The organism is Curtobacterium flaccumfaciens UCD-AKU, assembly GCF_000349565.1.
Taxonomy (GTDB): Bacteria; Actinomycetota; Actinomycetes; order Actinomycetales; family Microbacteriaceae; genus Curtobacterium; species Curtobacterium poinsettiae.
Genome location: NZ_APJN01000097.1, coordinates 26,384 through 39,878 on the forward strand (window position 1 = coordinate 26,384; position 13,495 = coordinate 39,878).

The 13,495-nt window shown below is 72.0% G+C and carries 14 protein-coding genes; 4 read left to right on the forward strand and 10 right to left on the reverse strand.

Annotation, left to right across the window (positions count from 1 at the left end):
• Nucleotides 1-906, reverse strand: coding sequence for an AraC family transcriptional regulator (locus tag H489_RS21960; protein ID WP_017885809.1), 906 nt, complete (start codon nucleotides 904-906; stop codon nucleotides 1-3).
• 110 nt (nucleotides 907-1,016) lie between these two features.
• Between H489_RS21960 and H489_RS21965 the strand changes: the two genes are divergently transcribed.
• Nucleotides 1,017-1,814 carry an SDR family NAD(P)-dependent oxidoreductase gene (locus H489_RS21965; RefSeq protein WP_017885810.1) on the forward strand — a complete coding sequence of 266 codons (798 nt, stop codon included), beginning with the start codon at nucleotides 1,017-1,019 and terminating at the stop codon, nucleotides 1,812-1,814.
• 457 nt (nucleotides 1,815-2,271) lie between these two features.
• On the opposite strand, the gene H489_RS37245 is transcribed toward H489_RS21965, so the two are convergent.
• Nucleotides 2,272-3,684, reverse strand: coding sequence for a protein kinase domain-containing protein (locus H489_RS37245; RefSeq protein WP_017885811.1), 1,413 nt, complete (start codon nucleotides 3,682-3,684; stop codon nucleotides 2,272-2,274).
• 239 nt (nucleotides 3,685-3,923) lie between these two features.
• On the opposite strand from H489_RS37245, the gene H489_RS21975 reads away from it, so the two are divergent.
• Nucleotides 3,924-4,529 (forward strand): dihydrofolate reductase family protein, encoded by a 606-nt coding sequence (locus H489_RS21975; RefSeq protein WP_017885812.1) that lies wholly within the window; start codon nucleotides 3,924-3,926, stop codon nucleotides 4,527-4,529.
• Between the two features lie 12 nt (nucleotides 4,530-4,541).
• Here H489_RS21975 and H489_RS21980 read toward each other — a convergent pair whose 3' ends face one another.
• From H489_RS21980 to H489_RS21990, 3 genes are all read right to left on the reverse strand, one after another.
• Complete coding sequence (locus tag H489_RS21980; protein ID WP_017885813.1) at nucleotides 4,542-5,030, reverse strand: hypothetical protein; 489 nt, start codon at nucleotides 5,028-5,030, stop codon at nucleotides 4,542-4,544.
• A gap of 94 nt (nucleotides 5,031-5,124) precedes the next feature.
• Complete coding sequence (locus H489_RS21985; RefSeq protein WP_017885814.1) at nucleotides 5,125-5,988, reverse strand: ABC transporter permease; 864 nt, start codon at nucleotides 5,986-5,988, stop codon at nucleotides 5,125-5,127.
• Complete coding sequence (locus tag H489_RS21990) at nucleotides 5,985-6,917, reverse strand: ABC transporter ATP-binding protein (protein ID WP_017885815.1); 933 nt, start codon at nucleotides 6,915-6,917, stop codon at nucleotides 5,985-5,987. Before H489_RS21990 ends, H489_RS21985 begins: the two co-directional genes overlap by 4 nt.
• Before the next feature lie 262 nt (nucleotides 6,918-7,179).
• Between H489_RS21990 and H489_RS21995 the strand changes: the two genes are divergently transcribed.
• Together H489_RS21995 and H489_RS22000 are read left to right on the forward strand one after the other, a co-directional pair.
• Nucleotides 7,180-7,716: a winged helix-turn-helix domain-containing protein gene (locus H489_RS21995; RefSeq protein ID WP_017885816.1), complete on the forward strand. Its 537-nt coding sequence runs from the start codon at nucleotides 7,180-7,182 to the stop codon at nucleotides 7,714-7,716.
• Nucleotides 7,713-8,942 (forward strand): MFS transporter, encoded by a 1,230-nt coding sequence (locus tag H489_RS22000; protein ID WP_017885817.1) that lies wholly within the window; start codon nucleotides 7,713-7,715, stop codon nucleotides 8,940-8,942. The genes H489_RS21995 and H489_RS22000 overlap by 4 nt, the downstream gene beginning before the upstream one ends.
• On the opposite strand, the gene H489_RS22005 is transcribed toward H489_RS22000, so the two are convergent.
• Genes H489_RS22005 through H489_RS22025 form a run of 5 tightly spaced genes read right to left on the reverse strand, consistent with a single transcriptional unit; the run spans nucleotide 8,943 to nucleotide 13,122 of the window.
• Complete coding sequence (locus H489_RS22005; RefSeq protein WP_017885818.1) at nucleotides 8,943-9,500, reverse strand: GNAT family N-acetyltransferase; 558 nt, start codon at nucleotides 9,498-9,500, stop codon at nucleotides 8,943-8,945. It abuts the gene before it with no gap.
• Nucleotides 9,501-9,520: 20 nt separating this feature from the next.
• Entirely contained in the window at nucleotides 9,521-11,281 is a 1,761-nt protein-coding gene (locus H489_RS22010) for an AMP-binding protein (RefSeq protein WP_051067352.1), read from the reverse strand.
• 19 nt (nucleotides 11,282-11,300) lie between these two features.
• Complete coding sequence (locus H489_RS22015) at nucleotides 11,301-11,951, reverse strand: HAD family hydrolase (protein ID WP_017885820.1); 651 nt, start codon at nucleotides 11,949-11,951, stop codon at nucleotides 11,301-11,303.
• Nucleotides 11,948-12,610: an HAD-IA family hydrolase gene (locus H489_RS22020; RefSeq protein ID WP_017885821.1), complete on the reverse strand. Its 663-nt coding sequence runs from the start codon at nucleotides 12,608-12,610 to the stop codon at nucleotides 11,948-11,950. The genes H489_RS22015 and H489_RS22020 overlap by 4 nt, the downstream gene beginning before the upstream one ends.
• Nucleotides 12,607-13,122 carry a GNAT family N-acetyltransferase gene (locus tag H489_RS22025; protein WP_017885822.1) on the reverse strand — a complete coding sequence of 172 codons (516 nt, stop codon included), beginning with the start codon at nucleotides 13,120-13,122 and terminating at the stop codon, nucleotides 12,607-12,609. Before H489_RS22025 ends, H489_RS22020 begins: the two co-directional genes overlap by 4 nt.
• Nucleotides 13,123-13,495: the final 373 nt, after the last annotated feature.

Below are 13,495 nucleotides of genomic sequence, written 5' to 3' on the forward strand. Positions count from 1 at the left end.
TCAGGCGATCGCGACCTCGCCCCGCGCCATGAGCTCACGGGCCCGACCGGCGTCGGCAGCCGGTGGACGACCGTGCAGGGCGCGGTAGTCGCGCGAGAAGTGCGAGGCGCTCCGGTACCCCACCGCCGCAGCCGCCTGGGCAGCGGTGTCCCCGAGCACGATCATCCGCCGCCGGGCCTCTCCCAGCCGCAGCCGCCGCAGGTACTGCACCGGGCTCATCCCGGTGACCTGCCGGAAGCGTGCGAACAGGGTCGACTCGCTCGTCCGGACCGCCGCGGCCAGGTCGGCGACCGACCACGGGTCCGCCAGCCGATCGGTGAGCAGGGCCGTGGCGGCCGCGACCACGTCGCCGTCCCGGTTGCCGATCGCGGCCAGGATGCGCGGGGCCTGGTCGGTCTGCAGCAGCCGGAGCACGACCTCGCGGGTGACGAGCGGGGCGAGGACCGCCATGTCCTCCGGAGTGTCGAGCAATCCGACGAGTCGCGCGAACGCGTCCGCCAGCGCTGGTGTCCAGCTGCCGAGTCGGGCCGGCGGCGCTTCGTCCTGGTGCGGGCGGGACATCGCCGTCGCGACTTCGGCCACCACCGCGGGGTCGAGCTGCCAGACGACCGCGACGAATCCCGCCGGCTCTTCCACGGCGACCACACCGGCGATCACCGGCAGGTCGACGGGTGTGATGATGAAGCGCTCGCGGCCCCAGAGCTGGTCGTCGTCCCCGACGATGGACCGCTTCTGGCCCGCGAGCACCACCGACACCGACGGCGTGTAGCGCTGGTACCCGAGGTCGGTCGGCGCGTCGACCCGGGCCAGGCGGAGTCCGAGCCGTCCGGCGCGCTCCGTGTCGTCGACGTGGGCCAGGACGCTCTGCAGCGCGCGGTCCAGTCGGTCCGAGGTGACGTCGTCCATGTACTCATTCTGTCGACCCGATGGATGCGCTGAACGCCCGTGCTGGATCCGGCAAGCAGTCCGGAGTCCTGTGCAATCGCCGACCGCCTCGCCGGACCGAGCATCGGAGCATGCAGACCAACGAAGCACTCCTCGACTCCTTGACCTCCGACGACCGACTGGCCGGCCGGACCGCGCTGGTGACCGGCGCCTCGAGCGGCATCGGTGAAGCCGTCGCCAGGGTCCTCGCCGCCTCCGGCGCGACGGTCGGTGTCGCCGGCCGTGACGTACAGCGCACGCAGGCCGTGGTGGACGCCATCACCGCCTCAGGTGGCTCCGCCGTGGCCGTCATCGGCGAGCTGAACGCGCACCCTGACGCCGTCCGCGACCTCGCGGCCAGTGCCACGGCAGCCCTCGGTGGCCGGGTCGACATCGTCGTCAACAACGCCGGCGTCTACCCGGTCGGCCCGACGGCGCTGCTCCCCGACGACGACGCCGAAGCGCTCTGGGCCACGAACGTCCGAGCACCGCACGTCCTGGTCGGCGCCCTGGCTCCGGGCATGGTCGATCGGGGCTCGGGCGTCATCGTGAACATCGGCTCGTGGATGTCCCGCGTCGGCGTCCCCTTCACGGCGCTGTACCCGGCGACGAAGGCGGCCGTGGAGCAGCTGACCCGGGCGTGGGCCGCCGAGTTCGGCCCGCACGGTGTGCGGGTGTCGACGGTCTCCCCCGGTGCCACCGCCACGCCGGGCAACGCCGACTCGCACGACGTCCTCGCGCAGATGACGGCGGGCACACCGTCCGGCGCACCCGTCCGGCCGGTCGACGTCGCGTTCGCCGTGCGCTGGTTGGCCTCCGACGAGGCGTCCTTCGTGCACGGCGCCACCATCGACGTGGACGGCGGCATCGCCGCGACCCGCCTCGGCTGACACCCGGCGGAGCGGGCGAAACACCCGGGTTCATGCGCGGAGACACCCCGGCATTCCGCCCGCTCGGCAGCCCCGACCCACGCGCACGAACCCCCACCACCGCGAGCGGGCGAAACACCCGCGTCAGCCCGCGGAGGCACCCCGGCATTCCGCCCGCTCGACAACCCCGACCCACGCGCACGAACCCCCACCACCGCGAGGGGGCGAAACACCCGCGTCAGCCCGCGGAGGCACCCCGGCATTTCGCCCGCTCGGCAGTGCGAGCCGACGCGCGCGAACACGCACCACCGCGAGGGGTCACGACACCCCGCAGACCGGCGGGCGAGCGGTCACGAAGGGTCGGGCGGGAGCGCGTCAGCCGACGGATCGTGACCGCTCGGCGGACGGCGACGGCGCGGCGGGGCACGCCACCACGGGCGGACGGGAGGCGCGGTGCGGGGTGGCACCGCGCCTCCCGTCAGGCGGTGTGGTCGCCGCCCACCCGTGGGACCGGCAGCGAGTCGCTGGTCGTGCGCAGGGACTCCTGCCGGATCTCGAGCTGCGAGACGGCGAGCGCCGCCAGGTCGCGGAGGTTGGCGAGGTCGTCCTCGGTGGCCTGCCGCGGTCGGGTGTCGAGCACGGCGAGGGTGCCGATCGGCGCGCCGTCGTGCCGGACGAGCGGGACGCTGACGTAGAAGCGGATGCCGAGCGGGCCGGTGACCAGGGGGCTGTTGCGCATCTCGGGGTGTGCGGAACCGTCGGGGATCACGACGGGGACGGGCACGGGCGCGAAGCCGTTGGTGAAGCTGATGCTCCGGGCCGCCTCGTCGATGCCCTCGGCGATGTACGACTGGGACCACTCGCGGTCCTCGTCGAGCACCTCGATCAGGGCGATCGGTGCGTCGAAGAGCCGGGCAGCCATGGTCGTGGTGCGCTGCAGCGACTCGTTCGGCAGCGTGTCGAGGGTCGCCGGGCGATCGGTCTCGGGTCGCGTCGGCACCGGGGCTGTCTCGTCCGTCGGCTCGACCACGTGGTCGGGGGCGGCGGTCTCGGCGATCACGACGTCGCGGAGCATCGTGACCAGTTCGGGGCCGAGCGGACGGGCTGCGGGGTCCTGCGCGGTCATGGCGCGGAGCAGGTGCTTCCAGTGCTCGGGCAGGGGTTCGGGGACCACGGGGTCGCGGGACAGCCGCGCGACGGCGGACTCGACGAGCGAGCCCGGGAACTCCCGGCGGCGGGTGAAGCACTGCAGCAGCACGAGGCCGAGCGAGTAGACGTCGCTCGGCGGGCCGACCTCACCGCCGCGCGCCTGCTCGGGGCTGAGGTAGGCGGCGGTGCCGGTGGTCACGCCGTCGGCGGTCAGCCGTTCGACGCCGGCGGCGAGCGCGATGCCGAAGTCGGTCAGGCGTGCGCGGGCCCGTTCGGAGGCGTTGCCGTAGTCGACGAGCAGGATGTTCGACGGCTTGATGTCGCGGTGCACGACGGCGTTGGCGTGGATGTAGTCGAGCGCCTCGGCCATGTCGTAGCCGATCTCGGCGATGTGGCGCGAGGCGAGCGGGCCGACGCTCAGACGTTCCTCGAGGTCCTGCCCGACGACGAGCGACATCACGATGTAGCGCTGCTGGGTGCCGTCCTGGCTGGTGACGACCCCGGCGTCGAGCAGGCTGACGAGGTTGTGGTGCTCGAGCGACGCCAGCACGCCGAGTTCGGCCTCTTGCCGGGCGATGTCGACGATGCCCGCGTGGAAGAGCTTGATCGCGACCGGGCGGTGCAGGCTCTCGTCCACGCCGCGGTAGACGACGGACATGCCGCCCTGACCGATCGCCTGTTCCAGGCGGTACCGACCGTCGAGCAGCGGCGCGCTCGCGTCGTGTTCTTCCGTCGGGATCATCCAACCCTCGTCCTCGGCTCCGGCACCAACGATGCATCTTCGCATCCCGACGGGTATCCGTGTCGCCGAGCGGCGTTTCCCGGATCGGGGCGCGGTGCGCGGGGGCGCCACAACACCGGTGTTCGCGGGTCGAACACGCGCAGGTCGCGGTGCACCTCGGCAACACCGGTGTCGTGCGCCCCTCGGTGGCGCTGGTCGGCAGCGCGCGCGTACGCTCGGCCCGACGAAGGAGTCATGCCATGCCCGCGAGGTTCGTCTACTGGATCAACGTCTCCGTCGACGGGTTCGTCGAACGGGCACCCGGCGAGCACGACGGCCTGGACGGCCCCGACTGGATGCGCATCGACGAGCCACTGCACCGCGAGTTCAACGCCCGGGCCGCCGCGATGACCCTGTCCGTCGAGGGCCGGGTCGTGCGCGACATGATGGACCCGTTCTGGCCCGATGCCCGGCACGACGAGTCGATGCCCGAGTACCTGCGCGAGTACGGCGAGATCTGGACCGCGCAGCCGAAGATCCTGGTGTCCCGCACGCGGACCACCGCCGACCACGACACCCGGGTCATCGGAGGCGACGGCGACGCGATCGACGAGCTGGCCGCGATCCGTGCCGAAGGCGAGGGCGACATCGGCGTCGGTGGGCCGAGCATCGCGAGTCAGCTGCTCGACGCCGGGCTGCTCGACGAGGTCATGCTCTTCACGCACCCGTCGGTGCTCGGTGCCGGTCGGCCGCTGTTCGATCCGCCGCTCTCGGGGCACCGTCCGCTCGTGCAGCTCGACCTGCTCGAGCAGCAGCGCTCCGACAACGGCGTCACCCTGCACCGGTACGACGTCCGGCGGTCCTGAACGCTCGGGCGGTCAGTCCGCGCCGGGCATTGCGCCGATCACGCGAACGTTCCAGGCGCTGTCGCGGTCGCTGTCGAACCCGTTGAAGGAGATGCTGTCGACGTCGGCGCGCCAGGTTCGCCGCAGGTCGATGCGTTGCTCCCCGTCGCCGCAGGGCATCGCCTCGATGATGTGGTTCCGCGACGTTTCCCGGGAGACGACCATGACCGAACCGCTCATGTGCCCGTCACCGAAGCACGAGAACTCGAGGTGGTCGACCGTCTCCGGGTGCGCGAACGTGATCGTGACGCCACGGTCGATCTCGTCGTCGTTCCCCGTCGCGCTCTGCCCGGCGGGTTCTTCGGCGAACATCGCGCCGAGGTCCCGGTCCGACTCGGCGGCCATCTGCCGCTTCTCCCAGGCGTGCAGCGCCGCCTCGTCGACGGGCGGCGGCCCGGCGCAGCCGGCCAGCAGCAGCACGCCCGCGATCGCGGGCAGGAGCAGGGCGGGGACGGAGCGCACGCTGTGAGCCTAGTGACGCTGCGGACCCACACCGCGAACGCCGGGAGGCGCGGTGCCAGCTGGCACCGCGCCTCCCGGCCGTGGGGTGGTCGCGTCAGACGTCGCGACGGCGCGCGAGCGTCAGGGCGAGGCCACCGACGACGAGCACCTCGGCGGCGAGGACGCCGAAGCCGCCCCAGCCGTTCAGCACGACCCCGCTGTTGTCGACCGTGCTCGCGCCGTCGTACGAGTAGGCGTAGAGCTGGCCGCCGGCTGAGTCGGGCAGGAACGCCGCGATGTCCATCGGCCAGTCGACCTTCATCAGTCCGCTCATGAGTGCGAGCACCCCCGGAACGACCAGCAGGAGGCCGAGCGTGATCGCGATGCCGCCGGCGCTCGACCGGACGAGCAGACCGATGCCGTACGCGAGGAGCGCCAGCAGGGTCAGGAAGACCGACGAACCGAGGATCGGCAGGAACACCGACGGGTCGCTGACCTCCGGCTCGATGCCGTTGCCGGCCAGCAGCGGCAGCGAGATGAGGACGCCGATCCAGGTGGCGACGGCGCTGACGACGAAGGTCGCGATGGCAAGGACGGTGGCCTTCGCCAGGATCACGCCGGTGCGTCGCGGGTCGGCGGTGAACGTCGAGCGGACCTGGCCCGTGCCGTACTCACCGGTGATGATGAGGACGCCGAGCACGCCGACGACGAGCGACGAGAGCAGGACACCCACGGCGTTGGCGTTCACGAAGGTGCCGTTGGCGAGGTCCGTCGGCAGCTCCTGGCCGCCGCTGTTCGTGTTCGCCCCGATCAGCGCGGCCATGCCGATCGTGAGGACGACCAGGATCGCGTAGCACCAGAACGTGGACCGGATGCTGCGCAGCTTGATCCACTCGCTCCGCACCAGGTGCGCGAAGGACAGTTTGGTCGCCCCGCTCATCCGGGTCGACGGTGTGGTGGGCGAGGTGGTGGCGCTCATCGGGTGCCCTCCGATCGGTACTCGACGTCGTCGCGGGTGAGGGCCATGTAGGCCTCTTCCAGGCTCGCGCCGGTCGGGGTGAGTTCGTGCAGGGGGACGCCTGCCTGTGCGGCGATGTTGCCGACCGTCGGTGCGTCGGGCCCGACGACGAGGAATGAGCCGTCCTCGCGCTGGGTGACCGCGGCGTTCGGGCCGATGGCGTTGAACAGGCCGTTCGGGTCCGGCGTGCGGACGATGACACGGCTGACGGCGGCATCGGTGCCGGCAGCGGCGCCGCCACCGGCGACGAACTCCGCGATCGGGGCGTCGGCCAGGACCTTGCCCCGGCCGAGCACGACCACGCGGTCGGCGGTCTGTGCCATCTCGCTCATCAGGTGGCTGGAGAGGAACACCGTGCGGCCGTCCGCGGCCATGCGGCGGGCGAGCTGTCGGACCCAGAGCACGCCATCGGGGTCGAGGCCGTTGACCGGCTCGTCGAGGATCAGGGTCTTCGGGTCGCCGAGCAGTGCGGCAGCGATTCCCAGGCGCTGCCCCATGCCGAGCGAGAACCCGCCGACGCGCTTCTTCGCGACGGAGTCGAGGCCGGTCATGTCGATGACCTCGTGCACGCGGGACTTCGGGATGCCGTGGGTCGCCGCGAGGGAGAGCAGGTGGTTGTAGGCGCTGCGTCCGGAGTGGACGGCCTTCGCCTCGAGCAGGGCGCCGACCTGCCGGAGCGGGTCGCGGAAGCTCGTGTAGGGCTGGCCGTTCACGGTGGCTGTGCCCGACGTGGGCTGGTCGAGCCCCATGATCATGCGCATCGTGGTGGACTTCCCGGCGCCGTTGGGCCCGAGGAAGCCGGTCACACTGCCGGGACGCACGACGAAGGAGACGTCGTCCACGGCGGTCTTCGGACCGTACTGTTTGGTGAGATGGCTGACTTCGATCACGGCGTCGACGCTACGGGAGCGGTGGTCGGCGCCGCGTCCGCCGTTGGGGGGAGATGTGTGCGCCCACAGGCTGACGCGGATGGGGCGGGGTGACGCGGGCGGGGGGTCGCGCTGTTTCGCGCTGGGCGACAGTTCACGCGCGCGGCGGCCCGTGAGATGTCGCTGAGCGCGAAAGACCGGTGCAGGGGCTCGGAGGTGCCCCTGGTACGCAACCCCCAAAGAGCCGTTTGACGGTCTCGACCGCAGCGGCGACGATGGTCGCATGTCGAGCCTCCAGTCCCTCCGGGCGACCGCCCACCCGATCCGGCTCCGCCTGCTGTCGCTGGTGACGAGCACCGCGATGAGCGCGGCCGAGGCCGCGCGGGAACTCGGCCTCTCGCAGGCCACCGCGAGCTACCACCTGCGGGTGCTCGAACGGGCGGGGCTGGTCGCGGTCGTCGAGGTCGTGCGGCTCCGAGGCGGCGAGGCGAAGCGGTACCGGCACGAGTCGTCGTCCGAACCGTTCGACCTCGACGCCGTCCCCGATGGTGGGCACCCGGAACGCATCTCGGTGGAGGACCAGCTCGTCTACGTCGAGGCGCAGGTCGAGGAGCTCCGGCGACGACTGCACCAGCGGACCACGGGCCCTGCCGTCTCGACCGACGCCGAACTGTGGGTCGGCCCCGAGACGTGGCGGCGCGTGGTGCACCACGTCGGCCAGGCGTCCGCCCTGCTCCACGCAGCAGCGCAGCGCCCGCGTACCCCGGGCACGGTGCCGGTGTCGATGACCGTCTCGATGTTCCCCATGCGGCGACCGTGAGCACGCCGACCACGGGCGTCCTCGCCCACGCACCGTTCCGTTGGCTGCTCGCAGCCCGCACGGTGAGCATCGTCGGCAACGCCGTCGCGCCGATCGCCCTGGCGTTCGCCGTCCTCGACCTCACCGGCTCACCCGTCGACCTGGGTCTCGTCGTGGCCGCACGCTCGGTCGCGAACGTCGCGGTCCTGCTGTTCGGCGGGGTCATCGCCGACCGCCTGCCCCGCGACGTCGTGCTCGTCGCCACGTCGCTCGGCGCGGCGGTGACACAGGCCGCTGTCGCCGCGCTGGTCCTGACCGGCACGGCGACCGTCCCGCTCCTGGTCGTGCTCAGCATCCTGAACGGCGCGGTCGCCGCGGTGAGCCTGCCGACGACCGCGGCCATGGTGCCCGAGACCGTGCCCGAGGCACTCCTCCGTCCGGCGAACGCCGTGATCCGGTTGAGCATCAACGCCAGCACCATCGTCGGGGCCTCCGCCGGCGCCGGCATGGTGGCGCTCGTCGGCGCCGGGTGGGGATTGGCGGTCGACGCCGCCGGCTTCGCCGTCGCCGCAGCCCTGTACGCGCGGATACGCCTGCCCCGTCGCGCGTCGATCGCACCGGCCGACCGTCCGTCGGTGATCGCGGACATCCGGGAGGGATGGGTCGAGTTCTCGGGACGACGCTGGGTCTGGACGGTGGTCGCCCAGTTCGCAGTGCTCAACGCCGCCTTCGTCGGCGCGACGACCGTGCTCGGACCGGTCGTCGCGGACGACTCCTTCGGCAGGGCGGCCTGGGGGCTCGTCGTCGCCGCGCAGACCGTCGGCCTGGCACTCGGTGCGCTGATCGCCCTGCGGTGGCGGCCCCGGCGTGCGCTCGGCATCGGGGTCGCCCTGATGGCGGTGACCGCGCTCCCCGTCGTGGCGCTCGGGGTCGCCCCGGCCCTGCCGACCCTGCTCGTCGCGTTCGCCCTGGGCGGGATCGCCCTCGAGCTGTTCGCGATCGCCTGGGACCACGCACTGCAGTCGAACGTGCCCCGCGCCGTGCTGTCGCGGGTCTACTCGTACGACATGGTCGGATCGTTCGTCGCCGTCCCGCTCGGCGAGGCCCTGGTCGGACCGCTGGCGCACGCCGTCGGGACGAGCACGACGCTGATCGGCTGCGCCGTCGTCATCGTCGTCGCCACCGTGGTCGCGGCGTCGACCCGGAGCGTCCGTCGTGTGACCACCGAGGTGCCCCTGCCCGTCTGATCAGCCAGGCGAGGCTTCGGCATCGACCTCGTACGCCTCGAACCCGGGCAGGTCCGGCACGGGGTCGATCGCGAGGCGGGCGTGCGTCTCGACGTCGAACCGCTCCGAGCCGTACCGGAGCTTCTGCCGTTCGATGCCCTCCGCGCTGAACCCCGCGGCGGCGGCGACCCGACACGACGCCGGGTTGTTCGTCCGGTGTCCGAGTTCGAGGCGGAAGAGACCGGCGTCGAAGGCCCAGCTCGACACACTCGTCAGCGCACGAGCGGCGAGTCCTCGGCCACGAGCATCGGCTGCCACCCAGTAGTGGGCCCACGCCGTGCCGTGCCGGAACTCGATCGCCGAGAGACCGACGTTGCCGACCGCGACCCCGTCCTCGACGATCGCCCAGTTCCTCGCGTGGTCGTCGAACCGCAGTGCGCCCGTGACGTGCGCGCGGGCATGCTCCTCGTCATCGAGCCCGACCTCCGGGAACTGCGTCGCGAGATCCGGGTCCGACCGACTGGCGACGAGGAGTGCAGCCGCGTCGTCCAAGGACCACGGGCGCAGGACGACGACCATGTGTGAGCTCCGCCAGTCGATCAGCCGGCAGCGGGTCCGGCGTGCGGGCGGGGCGCGCGGAGGCCGGGGAACTCGTCGTCGCGCCACTCCCCCTCGGCACGTGTGCCGTTGGTCACCGACAGCTCCTCGCGCTCCCGCAGCTCGACGCGACGGATCTTGCCCGAGATGGTCTTCGGCAGCTCCGCGAACTCGACCCGGCGCACACGCGCGTAGGCGGGGAGAGCTGTGCGTGCGTACTCCAGGACCTGTCTGGCGGTGTCGGCCGACGCCTCCCATCCGGCGGCCAACGTGACGTACGCCTTGACGACGTTGAGGCGGGCATCGTCGGGAGCCGGGACGACCGCGCTCTCGGCCACGGCCGGGTGCTGGAGCAGCGCGCTCTCCACCTCGAAGGGCGACACCTTGTAGTCGGAGGACTTGAACACGTCGTCGGTGCGACCGATGAACGTCAGCTCGCCGTCGGCGTCACGGACGGCGATGTCGCCGGTGTGGAAGAAGCCGTCGCGCATCGACGACGCCGTGCGATCGGGGTCGCCCAGGTACTCGGCCATCAGGTTGACGGGCCGCTCGGTCAGGTCCAGGCAGACCTCGCCCTCGTCGCCCGGTTCGCCGGTGACGGGGTCGAGCAGCGTGACGGTGACGCCGGGCAGCGGCTTGCCCATGGCTCCGGGGGTCACGGGGGCTCCGGGGGCGTTGCCGACGATCGCGGTGGTCTCGGTCTGCCCGTAGCCGTCGCGGATGGTGAGCCCCCACGCTGCCTCGACCCGGCCGATGACCTCGGGGTTGAGCGGCTCGCCGGCCGAGATGACCTCGCGGAGTGCACGCGGCTTCGCGCCGAGGTCGGACTGCAGCATCATCCGCCAGGCGGTGGGCGGGGCGCAGAACGTGTTGACCTCGGCGCGTTCGAGCTGGGCGAGCAGGCCGGCCGGGTCGAAGCGTGCGGTGTTGTGGATGAAGACGGTGGCCTCGGCGATCCAGGGCGCGAAGAAGCAGCTCCAGGCGTGCTTGCCCCAGCCGGGCGAACTGATCGTCAGGTGGACGTCACCGGGGCGGACGCCGAGCCAGTACATGGTGCTGAGGTGCCCGACCGGGTAGGACGTCTGGGTGTGCACGACCATCTTCGGCTTCGACGTGGTGCCGGACGTGAAGTAGACCAGGCACGGGTCGGTGGTGCGGGTGATGACCCGCGGGCGTGCCTCGCCTTCAGGGGCGGGCTCGCCCAGGTCGCTCGGGTACTCCGTCCAGCCGTCGGAGTGGCCGCCGATCACGATGCGCGTGAAGGCGCCTCGGACGTCGTCGTACTTGTGTGTCTCGCTCTGGTTCGTGACGACGTGCGCCACCGAACCCCGGTCGACTCGATCCTGCAGGTCGGCGGTGTCGAGCATCGTCGACGTCGGCAGGATGACCGCGCCGAGCTTGATCACGGCGAGCATGGTCTCCCAGAGCTCGAGCTGGTTGCCGAGCATGACGAGGACGTGGTCGCCCTGCTGCACGCCGAAGCCGTGCAGGCGTGCGGCGAGCCGATCGGAGCGTGCGGCCATCTCGGCGTAGCTCAGCCGCTGTTCACGGCCGTCCTCCTCGACGATCCAGAGCGCCGTGCGGCCGTTGTCGGTCGCGATGACGTCGAACCAGTCGGACGCCCAGTTGAACGTCTCGCCGAGGTCGGGCCACCGGAACCCGGCGCGTGCCGCTTCGGGAGAGTCCGCAGCGAGGAGTTGGTCGCGGGCGGCACGGTACGCGTCGGTCGGGTTCACAGAAGACACGGACCGATCATGCCGCATCCGGCTCGGAGCGGATCGATCAGGCGCGCCCCCGGAGCCAGCGGTCGAGCCAGGGGATGATGCTCGAGAGGTCGTCCGCGTCCATCGCGTCACTCGCAACCGCACGTGCAGCCGGACTCGCGTTGAGCGCCAGCGCGCTCGGGAGCGCCCGGAAGAGCGGGATGTCCGAGCGGCTGTCCCCGACGGCGCAGCAGCGTTCGATCGGGACACCGCGGTCGCGAGCGAGCGCGAGCGCCCGGTCCCGCTTGTCGAACTCGTCGAAGTGCTCCGCGACGGAGCCGTTGTGGACGCCGCTGCGCTCCCCCACCCGGGGTCCTCCGTTCGCGACGAACCCGAACCGCCGCGCCAAGGAGCGGGTCACGGGCTGCCAGGCGAGCGACGCGAGCACGGGTTCGACGCCGTGTGCAGCGCACCAGGCGACGACGGCGTCGGTGCCGGGCAACACCGGCAGGTCGTCGAGCCACCGCTCGACCGTCGCAGTGGCCGTGCCGCGCCACCCGAGGGCGTCGACCTCGCTCACCTGCTGGTTGGTGAGCTCGCCCTCGGCGTACCGGGCCTCTGCCTGGTCGAGGGCTCGCTGGTGCCCGAACCGGGCTGCCAGGAAGCTGCTGCTGGAACCGGGGGTGACGAGGGTCCCGTCGACGTCGAAGAACACGATGCCGACGGTCACGGCCGGCCGCTCCCCCGCACGACCGCGTCGAGCACCCGGATCGTCTCGTCGGTGTCGACGTGCAGGTGCGCCCCGATGCCGAGTGCACGGGCGGCCGCGATGTTCTCCGGGACGTCGTCGATGAAGAGCACCTCGGCCGGGGTCGCCTGCAGGCGGTCCAAGGTGATCCGGAACGCCTCGGCATCGGGCTTGTTCACGCCGATCTCGTGGGAGTAGCAGATCGGGTCGAACACCGCCGAGAACCGGAAGCGCCGCTCCTCTTCCTCGCGGGCACCGTCGCCCGAGTTCGACAGGATCGCCAGGCCGATCGTGCCGCGGAGTCCGGCGAGGAAGTCGTACAGCGGTTCGTTCAGGGTGCCGCAGTACGCGTCCCAGAAGTCGGCGCGCATTGCGGCGAGCTGCTCGGCCGACAGCCCGAGCGCCGTGCCGATCGCACCCCAGTACCGGTCGACGACGCCGGTCTGCCGCGAGGCGTCGGGCAGGTCGGCTGCGACGAGCCGAGCGGAGAAGTCGTCCGTCGTCATCCCGAGCCGCTCGGCCCACCGCGCCCGGAAGTGTCCGGGCCACGCGGCGTCGTCGACGAGTTCGAGGACCCCGCCCACGTCGAGCAGCAGCCACCGCACAGCGGGCACGGCCGCCCCGGCCGCCCCGGCGGTCACAGCGATCCCCGCAGCTGTCGGATCATCTCGACCTCGAGCTCACTCGGGTCGAGCACGTACGCCTCGGTCGCGCCCGTCGGCTCGTAGCCGCGCCGGGCGTAGAAGGCCTGCGCGCGGGTGTTCCCCTCGTGCACGTGCAGCCGCAGGGCAGACCCGTGCGTCGCCGCCCACACCTCGATCTCGTCGAGCAGCGCATCGGCGACACCAGTGGCACGACCCCGGTGCGAGGGTGCGACGTAGACGCCGACCAGGAGCGGTCCGACACGGGGACCGGGGACGTACACCCCCATCGTCCCGACCCACGTGCCGTCGGCGTCGATCGCGGCGAGGGTCGTCCCGCCGACGTCGTGTTCACGGCGACCGCGGCGCCGCCAGTCACGTTCCTGCAGCTGCTCGGCGTCGGCGAGCCGCTCCCCGTAGGCCTTCGGGGTGTCCTGGATCATCTCGAGCCGCAGCGCACGGACCCGCTCCCAGTCGTCCTCGGTGGTCGGTCGGATCGTCGTTCCCCGCATGCCCCGAGCCTAGGGGCGACGGGCCCGGAGAAGTCGTCCCAATCCGACGGGCAGAGGGTGCCGAATCACCTGCAACGACCGGGAACCACCCGGAGCGCTCACCAGCCGCACACCGCTGGTTCTCCACCCTGCACCAGGGTGTGTTCGGCGCGCACACAGCAGCCGCGCCGAGCGCGACAACAGCAAAGGACTGATCACGATGCGCAAGAGCCTCAAGACCTCCATCACCCTCGCCACCACCGGCGCCCTCGTGCTGGGCGGTGCCGCGTTCGGCATCTCCTCCGCCCAGGCCGCGACCCCCGCCATCCACACGGTGTCCTCGTCGTCGTCGAAGATCCCCGCACCGGTCGCCTCGGTGCCCGAGGTCCTCGGT